Source organism: Streptomyces griseochromogenes (genome assembly GCF_001542625.1).
GTDB classification, from domain to species: domain Bacteria; phylum Actinomycetota; class Actinomycetes; order Streptomycetales; family Streptomycetaceae; genus Streptomyces; species Streptomyces griseochromogenes.
In genome coordinates this window covers 3986502-4007307 of sequence record NZ_CP016279.1, presented here as the reverse complement: position 1 = coordinate 4007307, position 20806 = coordinate 3986502, and the positions used below count along the sequence as shown (strand labels likewise).

The following is a 20806-nucleotide window of genomic DNA, read 5'->3' as shown; positions in this document are numbered from 1 at the left end:
CCAGAGGCCCGCGTATTGCGTCAATGAGCTTCTTCAGCGTTGCCGCTCCAGGGTGAGGATGGCCTTGGCAATTGACGTCATGCGGTTGGGACTCCACCGGGATCTGCGAAAGATCCGCCAGGACTTCAGGCGAGCGACGCCGCGCTCGACCGGTGCCCGCGGCCAGGGCACGGTTCAGGGTCTTCTCGGTGAGGGTGAGTTCCTGCAGGGGTCTGCGCTTGATGCCCGTGGTCACCCAGGGGCCGCCGCCCTGGTAGGCGAGGTCGGCCAGGACGGGGACGCCCTGACGCTCGCAGATGCGGATGATCCGGTGGGTGCGGGCGGCGGCCAGGTCGTGGGTTCGGCCCGGCAACGCGGGTGAGATCCACAGCAGCCTGCCGTCCGGATCGGTGACCAGCTGCACGTTCACGCCGTGCCGGCGGGCTTCTGGGAGTAGTCGGCGCGCATCTCGATCAACAGCCCGGGGGCCTCGCTCGTTGCGCTTTGCAGGCCGTCACCTCCTGGCTGTTGAGTCCGGCGGTCGGGCTGACAACGTGGTGAAGCCTCTGGTAGATGGGTTTTCGACCAAGAGAACCGTCTCCACCATAGGCTTCATGTGCTTATCTACCCGTCGGGCGTCGACGTGTCCAGCGATCCGGTTCAGCAGCCGGTGGACGCGGTCCGGGCCCGCATCCAGCCCCCCTCTGCCAGCGTCCAACCGTTTTTCCGCGCCGACGGAGAGTAGCGGCGGGGACTGGAAACGGAGCATCACGCCACCATGTGCCAGTCCCCGACCCTACTGAAATCCACCGCTGTACGGACGGTGACCCCTGGCCGTGCGGGGATGACTGCGGAAACCTGCTGAGCAGCTTCAGGCGGCAAGTTCCGACCGTTTACGCAGCCGCGGAGGGGAATTTCGACGGCCGGGATAGTCCTCGACGGGGTCCCGGAGGGAGTTTCGGCGGCCGGCTCCCGCTCACATGGGCGAGGTTGACGGAGAGGCCGTTGTAGGCCGCCGTCTCGAGCTGTACGTCCGCCCCTATGAAGAACGAGCCGCCGAAGTCCACCTTCCCGCTTCCCGGGCCGAAGGCCGCACGGTCGAAGCTGACCTGCCCCTTCTTGAACTTGGTATCCCAGAAGCCGACCGTGGCATCGGAGTAGGTGGAGTTGTCGAACAGGACGGTGGCGCCGCCGAAACGCGCGTGCCTGAACGTGATCTCGCCGCCGCTGAACTCAGCACCACTGAAATCGACCTTTCCGCCGGTGAACTGGGCATCATCGAACACGACGGCGCCCTCGTTGAAGTGGGCATCACGGAACATCACCGAGCCGCCAGTGAACTTCGCCTTCCGGAACACGATGGAACGGGTGCCGGCGAAGGTGGCTCCCCAGAACTCCACCTCGCAGCCGGGGCGGAACGCCGCCTCCTCGAACGTCACCTCCGCTCCGTTGCCGGGACGGAAGGTCGCGCCGTGGAACCTCACCCGCTTGCAGAACTCGGCATCCTTGAAACTGCCGCCATCGAAGGTCGCGCGGGTGAAGTCGAAGTCACATCCCTGCCACGACTTGTGCGCACCACTGAGGAGATGGGCGCGGATAAGCCCGACGATGGCGTGCCGGACCTCATGCTCGGCCCGCCACGGGCCCAACACCTCGGCACACGCCTTGTCACCGGGGTAGGGGGCGACCGGCATCCGCAAGTACGCGCATAGGACGTCGATGCAGGTCTGGCGCTGACCTGCCTCGTCCGGCTGGTCCCAGTCGTCGGCCAGCCCCGCCAGCCCGTACACCGCGGCCAGCCGCGCCGAACGCGAGTCATCCCCCAGCTGGACGGAGATCGCGGCGAACCGATCGGACAGCAGCTTCCTCCTATCCTGCGCCAGCTGCTTCGCCAGTCGCTCCCGCTGCGCATCGAGCTCGTCTCTCAAGCGGTGTTGTGCGTCACTGATGGTATTGCCCGCTATACGCGCAGTTTCGCTCATTTGTGTCTCCGCCAGAGACGCAGCTTGGCTCATTTCTTTGTCCGCTTGCTTATTTCTCCATTTCGTGGTGAGGATGCTGGTCGCGGCGGCCACGCAAGCGCCGACAACGGAACTGGCCAGGATCGCGGCCCACACGGGCGTCGAGCTGGAACCCGAGGGGCCTGCGCCGGCGGCGGACAGATGAGCAGCCGTAGCCGGAGGAACCAAAGCCAGATAATCGGGGACGATCCCGGCAGGCATCGTTGCTCACCCCCAGGGTGTGGAAACGGTTCTATTTCCATGGTGTCCCGGGTAAGGCCGAACGGCATTCCCGGGCCGGGGCCACGGACACGAGCAGGGACCCGGCCGCGGGACCGCGAGCGACCGGCCACCTGCGTCCTCGCGACCAATACTCGGCATCGGCGTCCTTGCCGCCGTTACGCCCACGTCGGGGGTCACCGCTCGCTGACGAGCGCTGGCCACGCCTCGGAGGGGACTTAAGAATCCGTAAGTCGAGGAGGTCCAGGACTCATCCGTCTACGTATCTCCCTCTCCAGCTCCTCCTCACTAGCGTCTTCTTTGCTTTTGAGGAAAGCGATGAGTTCGTCCAGGATGCGGAAGGAAACTGGCTGATAATCCTGTTGACCGCGCTCTTGTTCTCGCTCTGTCCAGTTACCCAACACGTTCTCCAGAAGCTTAGCAAGACCCTCATCCAACCCCTCTGTGCGTATATATTCCTTCTGGGCCGACTGTGACGGATGCGGGAGATATTGTTCGAAGTCAAACCTGCCGGGCCTGATGACTGCGGGATCGAGTTGATCGATCGATATGTTAGTTGACAGGGCAAAAATGAGCCAGCCCTGCTCGCGTAGGAGCACCAGTCTGGGTAGCATCCCGGCGGTGATGAATGCACCCATTGTCCTCTCGCTTACGGCCGCTGTAGTCTCCGTCTCCCGGCGGCGGAAAAAGTCCTCGCACTCGTCAAACAGAACCACCACCCTACGGAGCTTTTGCAAGTCATCGAAGATCTTTGCCGAAGAGACCTCAAATTTCTCAAGACCACCTTGAAGGAAGTCAGGCGGAGAAAGAGTTAGCAGAGGCCAGTTAAGAGATTTCGCCATCTCTTCCACGAGCCTCGTCTTCCCTGTCCCGGGTGGACCAGAGAGCAGTAGAGAAATATTCTTCGGCCGCCTTACGGGGCTATCTTTCACGGGAGAGAGGAATTTTTCGGTTATTTTCGCGTTGAGCTTGCGACTCGCTGTGGGATCGCGGACCGTGAAGGTACGCTCGGCTCCTGGATCGGATGGATCCGAACGAATCGATGGTGTGAGATCCGGCCACTGGAAAGCGTCTGCGTCAGCGTATGTAACTGACGGGTATTTTCCGAGTATTTCTCGCTGCCGCAACCTTCGCAAGGCTGTGTGGTAGCGATCAAAGAAGGACAGAACCACCGCAGTAGTCCATGACTCCACGTGGTCCTGTGGGCGAGTCCGGTCACTAGACCATCCCTTCCTGTCACCTAGGTCAGAAATGCTCGCCTTGGCGTTGAGGAAAGCACGGTGAAGCACATCAAGCATCAGAGGGACGTTTTCTCCCCGGCCTCGGTTTATCTCACCACAGAGAATGACTGCGAGAGCAAGTGCTATGTCATTGCTCCCCACATGCAATTCCCCCATGCGCCCATTGATCTGGTGATTTTGGAGAAACACGCGCCTCGCGGTAGGCCAAGAACCGTTCAAAGATTGCGCTTCCTTGATGACACTGAGCGTGGGGCCTCCAATCTGTGCGAACCCGTGTTCATCAAGCCTGTGGAGTAGACATATCCGGAAAGCGAGTTCCGCTGGGTCGAAGCGCGAAGCATCCTGGGCATGGTATGCGCCGAGTTGGGCTAGGATGCCTTGATGCACTGTTCTAGCCAAATTTGGATAGAGGTCAGTTATCTCCGCGACTATCGACTCGTCCTTATAGGTGGAGCCGACGGTATCCGCAGCTCTCACTGCGAAGAGCGTTATGTAATCGTGAAATAGGTGCCGAGACTGTTCGTCAATACTGAATCGGGTCTTGCGAATGTCCTCAGCGATGGCGGCTGACATTTCGCCAATTACCTTCTTAAATTCGGCATCTGGTGGCCCAATATCAAGGAGAGTGCGGGCCATATTCAGGCGTGCAAGGGCCAGAAGAAGGTGGCCATCCCTGAATGTTGAGGGATTATCTCCCCGGTACCGTTTTATATCCTCTGAGCCTATTTTGTCGTAATAGCCTTTGATCAGCCTCACGGCAAGGTCACGCGCTTCCTTCTCTCCTTTCTCCGGTTCGTTCTCTTTCTTTCTCTCTTCAGTGAGGAAGCGGAGGAAATCGATGAGTGCAGCAAACGACCTGTGTGTTGACGTCTTGGCTGGTTCTGACTTGTCTGGGTCTGGCGGGGAGCCACTGTCCTTGCTCCGAATAAAGCTAGGGAAATCAGGAGAATCCTTGTTCTCCAGGGTCAGTAGGGCTTGCCCAGCGATTTTGATCCAGTCCCTGACGTCATGAATCTCTTCTGCGAGGTAGCGAATATCAGCCATTTGAATCACTGCTCGAATTCGTTGCGCGTCGCAGCGGGTGGACCAGGTGTCCAACTTGCCACGGGAAGGCTGCATGCCGTTTCCATAGAAGGGGTCGGACACATTGGAAGGCCCCCATTGGTATTACGCTTCCATCGCGCCAGCCTGATCGCAACTTGCCTAGCGTCCGTTGAATTCAGCACTAGTGAAGGGTCAATAAAAGTCCTGTCCAAGCGGATACGGCGTCAGGTCAAGAGGCTCCAAGTCCCCGACCCACGCCGCGGCAGATCACCGGCGGAACGGCATTTTTAGCGCGGCCTACTCCGGGTCCTCGCGGACGATCCGGTCGTAGACGATGCCGTACCCGATGAGGTCGACGACACGGCCCGGTGCTCGGGGGTGTGGCACAGGCGGGACAGCTTCACGGCGACCATACAGAGCGTGGCCTTCTACGGGGTCACCTCGGTGCCGAGGATCGCCGACCACATCGCCGCGGTGCGGGTGTAGTCCTCGCAGGGGTGGCCGTGGGTGCGCTGGCGGTCGCCGTCGCGGGTGATGGCCGCAGCCTCCTGCTCGACGGTCAGCGGCATGGGCTTCTGGCCGCAGCAGGCGCAGTCCGGGCAGTGCTCGTGATCCGCCATGGTCCTCTTTCGCGGGGGCATTGGTTTCGGCGAACGCGAGTGCAAGATGATCTTGGCGTCCGGCTGACACAGAGGCCGAAGATCGACAACACTTGCGCGCCATGAGCAGTGCGCAGGCAGGGTTGATCGGCTCCATCATCGGTGGGGTGTTCGTGGGCGTTCCGGCGTTGCTCGGCGCTTGGTGGTCGAAGAAGAACCAGGAGAGGCAGCTGGAGGCCCAGACCGCGCAAATCGCGGCCCAGACCGAGCATCTCAAGCTCCAGATACGCGCCCAGCTTCTGGAGCAGCGCAGGGAGCCCAGGAGTCAGCACTACGCGGAGTTCGTCAGTGCCGTAGACGTATTGCTCGACTACCTGGAAGACCATTGGATCGCCGGCCTACCAGAGGACCCACAAGTTGGAGACGCCGTATTGGCAACGGCTAAGAGGTCCTAACAAAGGCGTCGGACGTGTCGGTGGGTGATGAGGCAGGTGGCGAGGCCGAGGAAGGCTTCGTGGATGTCGTCGCGTCGTTCCCAGCGGATCCGCAGGCGGCGGAATCCGTGCAGCCAGGCAATCGTGCGCTCGACCACCCAGCGGAAGACGCCGAGGCCAGAGCCGTGGGGCTCGCCTCGTTCGGCAATGACCGGGCGGATACCGCGCCGCCACACCAGTCGGCGGTACTTGTCGTGGTCGTAGCCGCGGTCCGCGAGGAGCGCATCCGGTCGGCGTCTGGGCCGGCCGACGGCGCCGACAACGGCGGGGACCTTGTCGAGCAGGGGCAGGAGCTGGGTGACGTCGTTGCGGTTTCCGCCGGTCAGCGACACCGCGAGCGGGATGCCCTGGGCGTCGGTGAGGACGTGGTGTTTGCTGCCTGGCCGTGCGCGATCGACCGGGCTGGGGCCGCTTTTGGGCCCCGCCGAGCGGCCCGCACGTGGGAGGAGTCGATCACCGCCCGCGACCAGTCCAGCTTCTTCGCGGCCCGCAGCTTCTTCAGCAGCACCAAGTGGAGCGCGTCCCAGACACCGGCTTCGTTCCACGCGGCCAGGCGCCGCCAGCACGTCATCCCCGAGCCGAAGCCCAGTTCCTGGGGCAGGTACTCCCACTGAATGCCGGTATGCAGCACGAACAGGATCCCGCACAACGCCTGCCGGTCCGGGATCCGGGGCCGCCCCTCCACCAGCTTCGGACCCGGTTCAGGCAGCAATGGCTCGATCAGCGACCACAGTTCATCCGACACGATCCAAGGTCGCGACTGACGTTTCCCCACGAGTAGACCAACGACCGCTCAAGCCGAAAGTCACATGATCAACGGCTTCTGTTAGGACCTCTAAGGAGCACGAGCGCACGATAAATCGCTTGTGGTCCCGCGTTGCCGTGGAAGGCCCTCGATCCGTCGCAGACGCAGGGGTCGAAGTCCTGCACAAGGTTGGAGACATCAGCAAGTCGATACGGAGCGATCTGCGGTGTCTGCGAGCGCAGCCTCGGGAGGCGGTTACCTCCCGAAGCGACAAGCGCTCCTTGGCGAACGAACTGGGCGACGAACGGGACGAGTTCATCGCCCAGGCCCGGAAAGCCCTTCAAGACGACGGAACGCGCCGAACGCGAAGGACAGCAGAAGAGTGATAGGGGCCCCGTTTACCGCTCCTCCGGCACCACGCGTACGAGGTGGCCCGGAATCGTGACCTCCAGCTCCGTCTCGCCGTTGGCGCGGTTGAGCCAGTGGGCGCTGTCGATGGGGAGGACGAGGTCTTCCCCGTCGTCCCAGTGCAGGACGAGGACCGTGTTCACCGCGGTGCCGTCCGCGTGGAAGGTGTACGGCTTCACCGGTCCATCGCCCATTCCGATTCACCTCGCCGGTTCTCGGTGAGCAGGAAGCGGCTGGAGCACATGCGGCACTCCAGAGTCATGACGGTCGCCTTGCCCTCGCACAGGGGGCAGACCATCAGATCGTCGATGGAGCTTCCCGCACGATCCACCGCACGAGCGTCACCCTGCCCTCGCTGGACGAGCCCGGCCTGTATCTGTCCAACGTGACGTCGCTCGAAGGTGGTCGTGGCCGAGTCGCCGAGTTCCACTACGGCGACGCAGCCCTGCGTGCCCTCGACCTGGCCGACACGCACCTGATCGACGGACGCATCTCCGCGCTCAAGATCCAGCGCGCCCGGTTCGAGAAGCTCCGCGTCGACTCGGTGGAATTCACCGGCTGCGACCTGTCCTCCCTGCACTGGTCTGACAGCAAGATCACCCGCGTCGTCTTCCGGGACTGCAAACTGATGGACGCCCCCCTGGAGGACAACACCCTCGACGACGTGCTGTTCGAGAACTGCAAGCTCGACTACAGCATCCTCCGCCTCCGGGCCACCGGTCCGGTGATCTTCTCCCCAGTGCTCCCTGCGCGAGACCACGTTCGACACTGCCGACCTGCAGACGGCAGCGTTCGACGACTGCGATCCACGGCTCGCCGAGTTCAACGGCGGCACGTACCGCGGCATGGATCTGCGTGGCAACGACCTCGCACAGCTCCGCGGCATCGCCTCGCTCAGGCAGGTGGTCATCGACCGGGCCCAGACGCTACAGCTGGCCGAGGCACTCGCTGAAAAGCGGTGAAATCGACGTCCCTGAGGGAATGGTGATCTACAGCTTCCGGCACTTCTTCGCGTCCAACTGCCTCGCGCACGGCATCCCCATCACAGACGTCGCCGAGTGGATGGGCCACAAGAGCATCGGTGTCACGTTCAAGATCTACCGGCACCTCATGCCCGGCTCGATCAGCTCCGCCGCTCAGATCCTCAACCTCAACCTCGCACTCGCCGCGTAACTGTCAGCCCTCCACCCGGGCGGCGGAGGGCTACCGCGTGCTGCACGACGTCCACACCCTGATCGGGCCCCGCCAGCGGGACGAGGTGCTCACGGTGCGGCGCGTCCTGATGCATTCCACCGCCAACGCCGCCGGGCAGCACGCCAGCCCCACGGAACGTCTGGCGAAGGCCGGGGCGAGGGATGGACAAGCTGGCCCGCGGGGCGGCAGACGCCTACGGGCTGATCACCACGCTCCCGTCCGAGCGGGCCACGCCCGCACAGGTCTTGGTCAAGGGCCACGGCGCCATCGAGCGCCGCTACGCAGACTTCAAGGGCCCCCTCGCGGTCAAACCCATCTTCGTCCAGCACAACTGCCGCGCGGTGGAACTGATCCAGGTGATCTGCCTGGCTCTGCTGGTCTTCTGCCTGATCGAGCGGCAGGTCAGACGCGCTCTGGGCACCGGGCAGACCGTGACCGGCTTCTATCTCGACAGCCGCCAGGCACGCCCCACCGGCCGGATGATCCTCTACCACCTCGCCGAACTCACCCTGCGCCTCGGCAACGTGACCGACCCACCCACCATTCAGATCACCCGCGGCGTCCAACTTCACCTCCTCGACCTACTCGACGTCGACATCAGACGAACCCGCTGGCCACAGACCTGAATCAGCGACCTGCGAAATGCGGGGCGAGAGCGCCGACGCAGCCTTTTGCACAGGCGCGCCGCTGGATCACTCCGGGACGGCTCAGCGTGAGCAAGTGAGCGCCTGCTCAGCGCTGCATCTCGACGGAGCTTCCGGTCAACTGGGGCTCTTCGCTCAAGCAGCCAAGCCGAGATTGAGGATCTGGGCGGCGGAGCTGATCGAGCCGGGCATGAGATGCCGGTAGATCTTGAACGTGACTTCGATGCTCTTGTGCCCCATCCACTCAGCAACGTCCGTGATGGGGATGCCGTGCGTAAGGCAGTTGGACGCGAAGAAGTGGCGATTCCCGTAAACCACCATGCCCTTCGGGATGTCCACCGTGCCCGACGCCTTGATCCGCTTCCACTGATTGTCCACCGCGTAGTGCGGATACGGCCTAGTGGGGTCGCTGGGCTGGCGGAGCAGATAGCCATCGACCGTTCCATGCTTGTCGACGTACCACTCGATCGTCTCCCTGACCTGGGCCGGCAGGGGAACATCGCGATAGTCCCCCGGCTTCCGGTGCTTGAGCGGCCCGTACTGCCGGGAGGCCATGACCACCTGCTCGGAGACTCGGTACACGTCGTCGGCCACAATGTTGTTGATATTGACCGCGTACGCTTCGCCGTTCCGCAGGCCGCAACCACTCATCATGTCGACGATCAACATGAACGCGTCATCGCCCGCAGCACGTATCCCGCGGAGTTGCTCGGGCGAGGGGATGACAGCCCGCGCGGGGTCGTACTGCGGTTCCTTCACACCAGCCACAGGGTTGTCGGAGAAGAGCCCGAGCCGATGGGCGTCGAGGAGGATCGAACGCAACTTGTCGAAGGCGTTGGACTGCGTGGCCAGACCAACGCCGTTGCGCTCCATCGTGCGAATGAAGCCGTCGACCACCTTATGGTCGAAGGAGTTCATCCGCCGTCTGCCAAGCGTCGGATAGATGTGGTGCTCCAGGAGGGAGTCGAGGTGCCGAAGAGAGCCCACAGCCAGGTGCCTTTGCCCGGCCCTCCACTCCTCAGCGTATTCCTCGAAGCGCATCGCCCCGTACTTCCGGATGCGCTCCGCCTTCGGCTGCGACTGCCTTGCGGCCTTCTTCTCCTTGTAGATCTCCGTCAAACGCTCGATGGCGTCGTCCTGGGTGGCGAACCCCGTCTCCTCCAACTGATTACCGGCGGCCGACCGGTACCGGATCTTGTAGAGGTGGGGGCACTTCGCCCACCGCGAGCGCGGATGCTCGCACTCCTTGAAGAACGAACCCATCCCCCGGGGCAACGAACCCTGCGCCACGCGAATCGACTCCTCGCGACCGATGCTGACCTTTTGCTGACCAGCAGCGGTCCCGAAGGTCGCTGACCTGCGGAAATACCGATGGAGTTCGATATGTGGTGGAACTTCGTCGGGCGTACGCAGGACGACATCGAACAGGCCCGGGAGAACTGGATGAACGGGAAGAGATTCGGGGAAGTGAAGGGGTACGACGGGGATCCGTTGCCTGCGCCGGAACTGCCGACTGTGCCGCTGAAGCCGCGGGGTCGTGTGCGCTGAACTGTGACTCTTCAGCCTGGCGTGCACATAGCCGGGCGAGGTGAAACGCACCCCGCCCGGTTCGCTCAGACGGCGTGAGCAAACACCCTTGGCCTGCCGAGCTTGGCCGGCGGGTGGTGGCCGTCTGGACCACGAAGTCCTCGTCGTCATCGCTGAGCAGGCGGAGACGGCCTCCCGCCCAACGAGGGGCCGGGCAGGCCAGCCCGATCTCGTTGAACTTGTGGATCACGTCCCGGACAGTGACCTCGTCCGCCTGCACGAGCCGCGTGATCACCTGCACGGTGTTCCCGCCCGCCGAGGCCAGCAGCATCATCGCTCTGCAGAACCGCACCGTGCCGTGCTGCCCCGTCGCACGATCCGCTGCATTGTCTGCCCCTCCTGCTCGGTCAACGTACGGCCCCTTACCGGCTGTGCCATCCCGCCTCCCCGCACCGATCGGACGTGTCGTCACATCCAACCGGCACGAGGACCATGAGCACCAACCCGGCGAACCTACGCGGGCACAGCACTCGCTGCGCCTACCAGGGCACCGGCCCACACGGGACCACCGGCCTCAATCGGCCGCCGGGCGGCGAACTCACCCACCCTGGAGAGGCAACACTGAAAGGCTCACCGGCCCGGGCAGTGATCACTGGGCGAGATGGACGTCTGACCACGGTCCAGACTCACGAACGATCGCCCCCGTCCCGGGCTCGCGAGGCTCCCAGGGGCAGCACAGCACGCACCACCGCTGACGCACCTGCCACGAAACCCCGCGGCCCGGCCAGGGCTCCCGGGGCACAGCAGTCGCTGTCCTGTCAGATCCCGCACCTAGGCTGGCTGTCGCAGAGACCGATCAAGGAGCAGGGCAGTGCGAATAGAGCGTCACCAGGTGGGCGGGGCCGTCGTGTCGGCAGCACGCGAGGACTTCACGAACCGCATCGGGGGGCAGGTGCGGTCCATGTCGAGGGCCGGCCGGATGGCCACCTACGAATGGCAGTCGATCGCGGACGAGTTCCTCGACTACCTCGGCGCCCTCTCCGTCGCGACACCCGACCTCGACTCCCCGGAGGCCAAGGCCGCCCTCAAGGACGCCTCCGAAGCAGCAGCCGGCGCCGTCGCCTACGCCGCCTACCACCCGCACTGCAGCTTCCAGGTCTTCCTGGAGTACGTGAACTTCGGCATGAGCTACGACCCCGGTGAGGATGCCCCTGAGGAGAGCGTCACGCCCGGGGAGTGGATCGATGCGCTCTGCCTGACGGTACTCAGGGACAGGGCCAAGTGGCACGGCGAGGCCTTCCACTTCGCCCGGCAGAAGTTCGCCGAGAAGGCGCAGGGGACGCCCATCGGCGAGCTCGCCACCGGATTGACGGCCGTGGTCCTGGACGACACCGGCAACGACGAGGAGTATCCGCCGGGCGCGCAGGCCAAGCTCGCCGCCGTCGACGCGGCCCTGGACCGCGTCCGAACCCGCGCTCAGGAGACCGGCGAGCCGCTCCTGGACCGGCCGGACAGTGCGGCGCTGCTCACGCTGCGCGCCCTGACCGCCGAGGACCGGGAAGCCTTCGATGCCGCGCTGGCCGGCCTCCTGGCCAGGTACACCACTCTGCACGGCCCCGCGGCCTCCCCGAGCACTCTCCTCCCGCTCGTTCCCATCGCCCTCGCCGCTCTCGCGTACCGGACCCTGGGCTGGACCCCGGCCGTCCGCACCGACTACCTCCCGCACGCGCTGATCACCGGCTTCGAGACCCGGGGCCCTCGGGTGGGCGGGTTCGGCCGGAACCGGCGCCCGGACGCGGTCGCCGCGCTCGCCGCGGGCCCGCTGGTGGTGGAACGGCCCTCCTGCGCACGGACGGTGAGCCCGCAGATCGAGGCCATGTACGAGGAAGACGTCCAGGAGGCGTTCACCGCCGTCGACGGAGAACCCCTCGCCGTCTGGCGGCTCGGCAGCGTCATGGGCGATCAGGAGCGCCTGTTCAAGTGGCGTGCGGGTGACTCCGCGGTTACAGACGCCCTGCTCGCGAACCTCCGGCTGGCCTCCCAGACGGGGGCGGCCCTCTTCCGTATCGCCCTCGCGGAGCCGGGCACCGAGGCCGAGGTGACTGTCGGCGGCCGCACGCTGCGCTACCCGGCCGAGCGGGACGAGGAGGCCGGCGCCGGCAACTGGCAGACGGCCACCGCATTGGCCCTCATCACCGGCGCACGCGAGGACCTCGCCCCGCTGGTCCTCACCGGCCCCGCCTTCGCCGGCCCGGACGGTTCCGCCTTCAGCGCGTACCGCGAAGCCCTCCATGCCTACCTGAAGGGCGTTGATCCCGAACCGGCCGCGCAGCGGGCGCTCCAACAAGCCGAGAAGGCCAAGGACTGGGGCTTCGCCATGCCGCCGGCCGTGCTGCTGTCACAGCTCGTGGAGGGCGACGAGGAGAGCTTCAACCTGGCCCTGGCCGACGCGCTCGAAGCCCACCGCGACTACTACCAGGTCGCCGACCGCGCCGATGACCCGGACGCTTCCGTGAACCTGGACATCCTCGCCCTGGCCTGCCACGCCCGCCGCCGCGGCTCGGCCATCCGCGTCGACTCCCCCTACCTTCCGCAGGATCTCCTGTGGGCCGCGGAACCCTTCTAGGCCAACCAGCGAAATGCGTTGACCTGCCTCAGGTCGAGCGAGACGCCGAGCGTTCGTCTGTCTCGATCGATCTGAGGCAACTGGTCACGATGCGTTGGGCTTGTGGGCGAGGAAGAAGGCCCGCTGGCCCGTCCGAGGCCCTCTCGCTTTTGACCTGCGTGAAGTGCCTTCGAGCCCTGGATAAGTGTCCGGCCGGGCGGGAGTCAGCGGCTCCCGCCCGGCCGTGGCGGTTTCAGGTTCAGCGGGCCGCAACCGAGGCGGGCGGCCTCGGCCTCGACGTAGCGGGGGAAGAGGGTGCGCAGGTCCGCGCTCATCCCGGCTTCGTTGGCCTGTACGAGGAACACTGTCTGGCCCGCCTGGCAACGGACCCGGAAGACGCCGAGGTTGGGGCCGAGGCCGCCGTATCCGGCGGCGGAGCGCACCCGGTCGCCCTCGTCCAGCGTCATCCTCGTGAAGATCGCGGCGAGCCGCGGGTCCTCGACGGTCATCAGGCGCTGCTCCGGCTGCGAGCCGGTGATGTCCCGGTCGCAGGTGCGCACCGGGCCGTGCCCGTCGGTGATCATCGGGTACTTGTCCGGCTTGCGCTTCTTGCCCAGGGTCAGCCCCTTGATGCCGCAGAGCGCGTCTGGCTTCTCCGTGCGGGTGTAGCGGGCGGCCTTCGGCAGGCGTTCGACCGGATCGGCGATCGTGCCGGTGCAGCCCAGGTCCGCGCTGACCTTGTTGACGAGCTTCACGACCATTCGGGCCATAGCGTCCCGCTCTTTGGTACGCGGCTCCATGTCGGTGATCCAGCTGCCCTGGGCGATGTCCACGACGGTTGGCCCGTCGAGGTCGCCGGGGCGGCCCAGGCAGCCGTCCGGGACGGCGAGCCAGGCGCGGTTGTCCGAGGCCATGCCCAGGAGGCCGCCGCCGAACGGGGTGAGACGGGCGGAGAGGAACTCATCAGCCCACTTGCCGTCGTCGCCGGCCCGGTCGTCCAGCCGGTGCACCCGAGCGGTGAGCGCCCATTCGTCGCCGTCGCTGTTCGTCAACTGGCAACTGCCGGTGGGGCCGTCCATGGAGCGCCCGCCGTGCAGCACGGGCGCCTCGACCGCCTTGACGTCCTCGGGCTTGCGGAACGTCGGGGCGAGGTCATCGCGGGACAGCGCGCCCCAGCACACCTCGTCCGGCGCGAACGGCCCGGCCTGCGTCTGCCAGGCCATGCCTCCGGCGCCGAGCAGCGCCCCGGCGAGACCTGCGGCCAGCAGCGGCCGGACCCCGCCGCGCAGCAGTCTGCGCCAGTGCCACCGGCGCAGGCGCCGCTCGCCGAGCGGTTCCCGGTCGGCGGGCAGAGCCTGGTCGTATCGGTTCGGCTCGTCCGCAGTGCTGCTCATCGGGCGGCTCCCTTGGGGGCGATGGGGGCGCAGCCCAGGCGGGCGGCGGCCGCGTTGGCGAAGGCGGCGAGGTGGCCGGGGTCGGTGGAGGCGCCCATCAGGAAGGTGGCGGGCCGGCCGGCGCAGTCGGCTCGTACGATCGCGTGCTTCTCACCGATGGTGCCCGTGCCGCGCCAGCCACGGGCCGCGGGGTGTTCGCCCGTGACGCCGTCGAACACCGCGGCCAGCCGGGGTTGCGCGACCATCGCCAGCTGCAAGTACGGCACGCCGTCGCGATCGCCACGGACGCTGCACGTTTGCAGGTCGCGGGTGGCCGCGCCGGTCTGGTCCTCGATGTCCTTCGTGTCGAGGTGCAGGCCGCGGATGCCGCAGACGTCGTCAGAGGTGCCGAAGATTGCCTCCGGTTTGCCCGGCAGGTCGTAGAGCGGCGAGCTGACCTTCAGCGGCTCGTCCGGCGCGCAACCGGCCGCAGCCATTCCACGGTTGGCCGCCGCGACGAGCAGAACCGCCGCCTGACGGGCACCGCCCAGATCGGCCGGATCGTTCTGGGTGTACGAGGGGCCGTTTCTGGTGTACGTGCCGGACGCGTGCATGGTGACGACGGTGGGCCGGCCGTCGTGCGTGTCGCAGGACTTCGGGAGCACCAGCAGGCCACCGCGCCCGTTCACCGTGCCTGGCAGGCCGTCCGGGAGCGGGACCATGTCGCCGCCCAGGAAACCGTCGTGGACCATCGCGAGCCGGGCCTCCGCGGCCTTGGGGACCGGGCCGTACTCGACGGTCACCTGCTGGTCGGTGGAGACCTTGTCGCCGTCGTAACTGCTCTTGTAGTCGCTGGCGATGGCGACCTCGCAGCTGCCGGTCGGGTGCTCGCGGGTCGGCGCCGTCTCCTTGCCGGTGCGTGACCCGTCGTCATCGTCGCCGAGGAAGTCCGGGCCGCTGTCCTCCTCCCATGCGCCCCAGCAGTAGCGGTCCTTCGGCCACGGCCAGGTGTGCGCCGCCCACGTGCCGAGCCCGGTGCCCGCAAGCGCGAGCACCAGCGCGGATATCAGCGACAACCGGCCGCGCCTGCTGTTCGGCAGCGCTCGGCGCAGCCGACCGGGCGCCGCGGGCGCCTCGTCTGTCTCACTCACCCCGTGATCCCCTCCGGCGCAGGCAGCCGTCGCCAACCGGTCCCCCACGTGCGCCGTTCCCGTAACTACACACTCACCCGCAGGCACACCAAAACAGTGCATGCCCTGCACGTCGGAGTGAGCATCTGCGGATCTTGACCAGCAGTGTATTCATTTGTTGACAGCAGCAAAGGGAGTGTCCGCATTGCCGCGCCTCGAACATGGGTCCCGGAAGCCGTTCGGGCAAACCGTTTCCAAGTCCTACATACCGAACTTGCCTTACCCAAGATCACCTGTCTGACCTGCGTGAAGCGCTTCGAGCCCTCGATAGCTCCGTCAGTTGCGGAGCCAGGCGCGAGGATTCGCAGGGCGCGGACGACCACGCGGCGCGGACCGCCGATTTGTTGGCGGCATCGATCGCGCGGGCCTGCTCCAGGCGTGTCTTGTCGCCCAGGCCATCGGCTTCAGGCACACGGTGAGCCGGCCGGAGTCGGCGTCATAGCCGACGGCCGCGACGTGTCCGGGCAGCTCGTGGGGCGATGGCCGCCCACCGCTCGCGCAACGAGACGCCAGCGGCGGGGAGTTCCTGGGCCCGCTCGGTGTGCAGGCCTCACGCCCCGCCTCATATGACGGAGCTGTGACCTGCGGATTCCTGGCCAACCATCCGCTCTGCCGCTCGCCGTCCTGAACGCTTTCGGCCGGGGCCGGCCCGGGCCGGAAGCGTTCAGGGAGTGTTTGAATCCCCAGCCTCAACGCGGTCGAACCCGCGCCCCGTCCAGAGCTGTTTCGGTGTGTGCGGCCGTCGAAGAGTTGTCTGCGTGCGGCCTCCGTGCGAGCGCTCGCCGCGGCCTGGCGTGCCGCCATGCCGCGTCCGGCCGAACGGAACACGCAGCTCCGCGGCGCTAACCCCGCCAACGCACCCCGTGCCGCCGCCGCAGCCGGTGGATCTCCCACCAGGCCAATGCCGTCACCGACACCGGGCCACCGAGGAACGCGCAGACCGCGAGCGGCACCGGGCCCGGTGGCAGGCCGCCCGACGACAGGCCGAGGAAGGCGAACACCCAGACCAGCACGGTGGTGACCAGCGCGGGCAGCGCCGCGTGCACGGCGGACAGGTTGAAGGCGTGGCGCAGCGCCGGACCGGAGGCGAAGCAGAGGAAGAAGATCACCCACCAGAACGGCGCCCAGCACACGAACATCACGGACGCCCAGAGCAGCAGCCCGAACAGCCCGTTGGCGCTGCTGGGCAGCAGCCCCATCCCCTTGCCCGCCGCCGTCAACAGCAGCGGCACCAGCGTCCAGGCGCCGAAGTACCACAGGGCCGACCGGCCGGCCGGCCACAGCTGCGTCCGCATGACCCGCCGCGTCCCGGGCCCGGCCGCCCAGAAGAGCGGCGCCGCCACCACCACCGCACTCAACAGCGCCAGCCAGGGCGCGAACAACAGCCGGTCCAGGAACTGCTTCTGTGCCCCCGCCACGTCCTGCCAGCCACCGAACGCGGCCAACAGCCCCACCGAAATGACGAGGGCCACCCTGGCCCGCACCCGCTGTACCCGGAGCACCTCGGGATCCTCGACGTGCCCTGCCGGACGTACGGGGAAGACCCGGCGTGCCATGCGGCGGGCCGTACGGGCCAGTTGGTAGCCGACCAGCAGCGGCACGGTCAGCCACCACAGGCACGGGAGGACCAGCACCAGCAACACCCCGGGGGCCGCCTGCTCCCGCCTCCCCCGCAACACCTCACCCAGCGGCGGCCATTCGTCCTCACGCAGCCGTCGCCACAGCGGCGTGTACGGCCGCGGCGGGTCGCCCGCGGGCCGCGGCCCGCCGTATGGCGACCGCCCGGACGGGCGGGGTGGGTCGAGGCTCATGGGCGTCCCTTCCACGGTTCCGGAAAAGGACGCGACCCGGCCCCGCCACGGTTCCCGACCGTAAACCCCGTGCTGCCGGGGCGCGCTGTGCCGGCCCTGGCACCGGGCATGAGGCGTCCCTCGGTCCGTGCGGATCGAGGGACGGGCCGTACCACCTGCTCCTGCTCGCCCCTCTCGACGGGCGCTACGCGGTGCCCTGACGCAGCGCATCCTTCAGATAGCGAGCCGTTGACCTGCTGGGATGCCAGGTCGTTCGAGAAGGCGGAGGCCCGGGATTCTCGAACGACCTGGCATTCGCGGAAGTGGCGTTCGCCGTAGCGGCAGATGTGCCCCTTGCCGGGTCGTCCCAAAATCTCCTCATCTCCGAGACCAGGGGCGGGGGCGGGCGGCAGCGGCGACGCTGCCGCCCGCCCCCGCCCCGAGTCGTTCGGACGTCAGGCCACGGCGGGCTCGGGTTCAGCGGTCGTGGAGGTCAGGTGACCGGCTCGATGCAGTCCGTAGAGGGATCCGGCACAGGCCACTCCGAGCACGAGCAGCGCCAGCCACGGCAGCGCGGACATGCCGGCCGAGCGTGCCGCGTCGAGAGCGGCTCCGGTGAGCAGATTGCCCAGCGTGATGCCGATGCCGCAGATGGTGTTGTACAGCCCGTAGTGCGTGGCCACGAGACGGTCACCGGAGAGTTGGACGATCGTGTCCATCTCGAACGGGTACGCGATCATCGTCCCCAGCGCCAGCAGCAGCGCGGCCAGTGTCGGCGGTACGGCGGCGAGCAGCCGGCGCCCGATTCCCTCGTCCGGAACGCCTACGGCCGTGGCCGCGAGCAGCGGTACGAAGGCGAGGCCCATGCTCAGCAGCCCCCAGGCCAGAGCCTGTCCGGGTGCCAGCCGCGCCCTGCACCACGCCGTCACCCGGGTCTGGCCGAAGATCGTCGCCAGCCCGGACGCGCCGAACAACAGCGCCACGGCCGCCGTCCCGAACTCCCCCTGGCCGCCGAGCCGCCGTACTTCCAATGGCAGGGCGAGATAGACCTGGAAGGACAGGACGTACGAGCCGATCATGGCCGTGGCGAAGAGCAGGAACGCACGATTGCGCACGACGCCCCGCCACTGCACCAGCACGCTCTCCCGGTCGGCGGCACCGGCGTGCGTGGCGTGGTCTGCCCTTCGAGCCGGCAGTGACCGGATCTGTACGAGGCTGAGCAGCGCGAAGACCGCCGCCGCGACAAGGCAGGTGATGCGGAAGTCGAGGCCGGTCAACACCATTCCCACCAGCGGCCCGAGCAGGATGCCCGCCTGGTAGAAGACGTTGAAGAGCGCGAACGCCTCTACCCTGCGCTCCCCGGCGTCGGTGGCGACATAGGCACGCACGGCCGGGTTGAACAGCGCCCCGGCGAATCCGGCGACTGCCGAGGCCGCGAGCAGTGCCGGGACGGAGTCGACCAGTCCGAGGGCGGCGAAGCCGACGGTGCGCAGGATGCATCCGGCGACGATCAGCGGCTTGTAGCCGAGTCGGTCGGCCAGCGTGCCACCGATCAGGAACATGCCCTGCTGGCTGAAGTTCCGTACGCCCAGGATCAGTCCGACGAGCCAGCCTGCCAGACCGAGAGCTCCGGACAGGTGCTGGGCCAGGTACGGCATCAGCATGTAGAAGCCGAGGTTGATGGTGAACTGGTTCACCAGGAGGAGTTGGACGCTGCGCTCGTAGGAGCGGATCTGCGTGAGCATCGCCTTCACTTCTCGCCGCCCTCCACGCCGACCGGTTCTGCCGTGAGGGAGAGGGGGTCGCTCACTGCCGTACAGCGGGTCCAGCGGGTGACCTCCTTCTCATCGGGACGGCCGATGACATCCGGTTCGGCTGCCGGTGTCACTCCCAACAGCCCGTGCTCGGCGCAGAACTGATCGTTGTAGACGGTCTCCAGGTACCGTTGGGGCCCGTCCGGGAAGATCGCCACGACCCTGGTGCTGTGCGGAGTCTCGCGGGCGAGCCAGCCCGCCACCAGCGCGACGGCGCCCACGCTCCAGCCGCCCGTCGCGTAGTGAGAGGCCGCCAACTGCCGACACGCCCACACAGATTCGCCCGGAGCGACCCAGTGCACCTCGCTGAAGTGCCCGTAGGCGACGTTGCGCGGGTAGATGCTGGAGCCGAGTCCGCGCATGAGACGGGGCCGGGCGGGCTGGCCGAAGATGGTCGAGCCGACGGTGTCCACCCCCACCAGGCGCATCCCGGGATACAGCTGCCGCAGCACGCGCGAGATGCCGGCCGAATGCCCTCCTGTACCGACGCTGCAGACCAGCACGTCGATGTGCCCCAGCTGGGCAGCGAGTTCGAGGGCGAGTGGAGTGTAGGAGGCGACGTTGTCGGGGTTGTTGTACTGGTCAGGGCACCAGGCGCCGGGCTGCTGGGCCAGCAGCTCGGCCACGCGGTCGAGGCGGGCCTGCTGCCAGCCTCCGGTCGGATGCGGCTCGGACACCATGTCGACGGTCGCGCCGTAGGCGGCCAGCAACCGGTTCATCGACGGTTCCAGGCCGGGGTCGGTGACAAGGGTGACGGGGTGGCCGTGGACCATCCCGGCCAGAGCGAGGCCGAGTCCCAGCGTGCCGCTGGTCGACTCGATGATCGGACGTCCAGGCTGCAACTCACCTCGGGCGCGGACGCGTTCGACCATGTGCAGGGCGGGACGGTCCTTGATGCCGCCAGGGTTGAAGCCCTCGAGCTTGGCCCAGAAGCCTCGGTCGGGCGGGGTGAAGGGCTGGGACACATGCAGGACGGCGGTGTTGCCGACCAGCCCTTGGAGGGTGGAGCCGGCCGGGGTGAAGTCGCTCGTGGTCAAGGAGTGCATTGCTTTCGCTCTCATTCGGTGTGACGCGTATGGATGCTCGTCTCGCGCGGCGGTCGAGCGCGTCGCGCGGCGGTCGGCCAAGGCACGGCCGGCCCGCGGGGCGGGCATCTATACGCGCCACCGACAGATCGCTGTGAGCACGGATCTACCGCCGGTGGAGAGCAGACCTCGCCCAGTGTCGGAGGGGCTGCGCGACAGGCTGTCCGTCTCGACCGTCAGGACCGGTGCGGTGACGGCGGGCGGAGGGATGCGCGTCGGCGACTGCGGGAACGCGGCGACCCCAGGATGGAAGCCGAGGCAGGAGTCGGGCCACTCGGGCTCGTCGACCGTCTCCCTCGCGGTGGTCTCCGCGGGTGCGGTGGATTCACTCGACGCGGCGGCTGAGCGGTCGTACAGCTTTTCCGGCGTATGGAGTCGGTCACCGAGGCACACCAGTAGCGCGAACAGGACGGCGTACAGGGCGGTTCGGGCAAGTCGGCTCCGGCAGAGCGGACGCGCCCATGCGGTATGGGCACGGCAGGTGACAGAGGTGGGCGGCACACGTCCTCCGCGCGGCTGCTGCCCTCGCCGGAACACTCACGGCACGGGCGGAGATCAGTGGGTGGTGAGGGAACGAGCCGTCGACCATCCCCGCGTCACACCGAAGAACGCCATGCGCAGGAGGTCGAACGCCGTGAACCGGTCGCGACAAGGGAGCACGACCCCGGCCTGGGGCTGAGTCGTGTCTCTCGCGAAGACCTGAACCGGTTCTGGAAGCGTCGACCTAGATACGTAGAACCGCCGAGTCCGCCGCATGCGTCATCGGGGCGACAAGGTCCCGCGCAGCGGAGTGACTCACGGGCAGAGACCAGGGCATCCGGCCCTCGTCGCCCT

15 protein-coding genes and 4 pseudogenes are annotated in these 20806 nt (G+C 66.9%); 5 read left to right on the top strand and 14 right to left on the bottom strand.

From position 1 onward, the window contains the following. Window positions 1-33 precede the first annotated feature (33 nt). The 4 genes and pseudogenes from AVL59_RS16945 to AVL59_RS16935 all read right to left on the bottom strand — a co-directional run. Window positions 34-444 (bottom strand): annotated as a pseudogene (locus tag AVL59_RS16945) (transposase family protein); the annotation flags it as partial. 428 nt (window positions 445-872) lie between these two features. Then, window positions 873-2201: a pentapeptide repeat-containing protein gene (locus AVL59_RS16940; protein WP_159399937.1), complete on the bottom strand. Its 1329-nt coding sequence runs from the start codon at window positions 2199-2201 to the stop codon at window positions 873-875. A gap of 236 nt (window positions 2202-2437) precedes the next feature. After that, window positions 2438-4504, bottom strand: coding sequence for an ATP-binding protein (locus tag AVL59_RS48180; RefSeq protein ID WP_159399936.1), 2067 nt, complete (start codon window positions 4502-4504; stop codon window positions 2438-2440). Between the two features lie 428 nt (window positions 4505-4932). Further along, a complete protein-coding gene (locus AVL59_RS16935) occupies window positions 4933-5124 on the bottom strand; it encodes a DUF6378 domain-containing protein (RefSeq protein ID WP_067304949.1) in 192 nt (63 codons plus the stop codon). Between the two features lie 101 nt (window positions 5125-5225). Here AVL59_RS16935 and AVL59_RS16930 point away from each other — a divergent pair, with 101 nt between their 5' ends. After that, window positions 5226-5558 carry a hypothetical protein gene (locus AVL59_RS16930; protein WP_067304946.1) on the top strand — a complete coding sequence of 111 codons (333 nt, stop codon included), beginning with the start codon at window positions 5226-5228 and terminating at the stop codon, window positions 5556-5558. Here AVL59_RS16930 and AVL59_RS48175 read toward each other — a convergent pair. The 3 genes from AVL59_RS48175 to AVL59_RS54310 form a co-directional block, all read right to left on the bottom strand. Next, a protein-coding gene (locus AVL59_RS48175; RefSeq protein WP_418361205.1) for an IS5 family transposase occupies window positions 5555-6372 on the bottom strand; the annotation gives its coding sequence in 2 pieces (ribosomal slippage) (window positions 5555-6040 and window positions 6043-6372; 816 coding nt in all). The genes AVL59_RS16930 and AVL59_RS48175 overlap by 4 nt on opposite strands. Window positions 6373-6740: 368 nt before the next feature. Next, on the bottom strand, window positions 6741-6944 hold the full coding sequence (locus AVL59_RS16915; protein WP_067304938.1) for a hypothetical protein: 204 nt from the start codon (window positions 6942-6944) through the stop codon (window positions 6741-6743). Beyond that, window positions 6926-7519, bottom strand: a complete 594-nt coding sequence (locus tag AVL59_RS54310) for a hypothetical protein (RefSeq protein ID WP_237281522.1) — start codon at window positions 7517-7519, stop codon at window positions 6926-6928. The genes AVL59_RS16915 and AVL59_RS54310 overlap by 19 nt, the downstream gene beginning before the upstream one ends. A 182-nt stretch (window positions 7520-7701) precedes the next feature. Here AVL59_RS54310 and AVL59_RS16905 point away from each other — a divergent pair. Next, window positions 7702-7923 (top strand): annotated as a pseudogene (locus tag AVL59_RS16905) (tyrosine-type recombinase/integrase); the annotation flags it as partial. A 182-nt stretch (window positions 7924-8105) separates the two neighbouring features. Continuing rightward, window positions 8106-8570 carry a hypothetical protein gene (locus AVL59_RS16900; RefSeq protein ID WP_067304931.1) on the top strand — a complete coding sequence of 155 codons (465 nt, stop codon included), beginning with the start codon at window positions 8106-8108 and terminating at the stop codon, window positions 8568-8570. Window positions 8571-8723: 153 nt separating this feature from the next. Here AVL59_RS16900 and AVL59_RS16895 read toward each other — a convergent pair whose 3' ends face one another. Continuing rightward, on the bottom strand, window positions 8724-9851 hold the full coding sequence (locus AVL59_RS16895) for a tyrosine-type recombinase/integrase (RefSeq protein ID WP_067317376.1): 1128 nt from the start codon (window positions 9849-9851) through the stop codon (window positions 8724-8726). Window positions 9852-9962: 111 nt separating this feature from the next. On the opposite strand from AVL59_RS16895, the pseudogene AVL59_RS48165 reads away from it, so the two are divergent. Beyond that, window positions 9963-10136 (top strand): annotated as a pseudogene (locus tag AVL59_RS48165) (pirin family protein); the annotation flags it as partial. A gap of 109 nt (window positions 10137-10245) precedes the next feature. On the opposite strand, the pseudogene AVL59_RS48160 reads toward AVL59_RS48165, so the two are convergent. Then, window positions 10246-10553, bottom strand: a pseudogene (locus AVL59_RS48160) (helix-turn-helix domain-containing protein); the annotation flags it as partial. A 454-nt stretch (window positions 10554-11007) separates the two neighbouring features. On the opposite strand from AVL59_RS48160, the gene AVL59_RS16890 reads away from it, so the two are divergent. Further along, window positions 11008-12741 (top strand): immunity 49 family protein, encoded by a 1734-nt coding sequence (locus AVL59_RS16890; protein ID WP_067304928.1) that lies wholly within the window; start codon window positions 11008-11010, stop codon window positions 12739-12741. Window positions 12742-12944: 203 nt separating this feature from the next. Here AVL59_RS16890 and AVL59_RS16885 read toward each other — a convergent pair whose 3' ends face one another. The 5 genes from AVL59_RS16885 to AVL59_RS16865 all read right to left on the bottom strand — a co-directional run bounded on the left by AVL59_RS16885 (window position 12945) and on the right by AVL59_RS16865 (window position 19933). Next, entirely contained in the window at window positions 12945-14114 is a 1170-nt protein-coding gene (locus AVL59_RS16885) for a hypothetical protein (protein ID WP_067304926.1), read from the bottom strand. Next, the gene (locus tag AVL59_RS16880; protein ID WP_237281521.1) at window positions 14111-15244 is read right to left on the bottom strand and encodes a hypothetical protein; all 1134 of its coding nucleotides are present in this window, start codon (window positions 15242-15244) and stop codon (window positions 14111-14113) included. Before AVL59_RS16880 ends, AVL59_RS16885 begins: the two co-directional genes overlap by 4 nt. An 881-nt stretch (window positions 15245-16125) precedes the next feature. After that, window positions 16126-17094, bottom strand: coding sequence for a hypothetical protein (locus AVL59_RS16875; RefSeq protein ID WP_245384519.1), 969 nt, complete (start codon window positions 17092-17094; stop codon window positions 16126-16128). Between the two features lie 434 nt (window positions 17095-17528). Continuing rightward, window positions 17529-18827 carry an MFS transporter gene (locus tag AVL59_RS16870; protein WP_067304922.1) on the bottom strand — a complete coding sequence of 433 codons (1299 nt, stop codon included), beginning with the start codon at window positions 18825-18827 and terminating at the stop codon, window positions 17529-17531. Beyond that, window positions 18824-19933 (bottom strand): PLP-dependent cysteine synthase family protein, encoded by a 1110-nt coding sequence (locus tag AVL59_RS16865; RefSeq protein ID WP_067304920.1) that lies wholly within the window; start codon window positions 19931-19933, stop codon window positions 18824-18826. The genes AVL59_RS16870 and AVL59_RS16865 overlap by 4 nt, the downstream gene beginning before the upstream one ends. Between the last annotated feature and the right edge of the window lie 873 nt (window positions 19934-20806).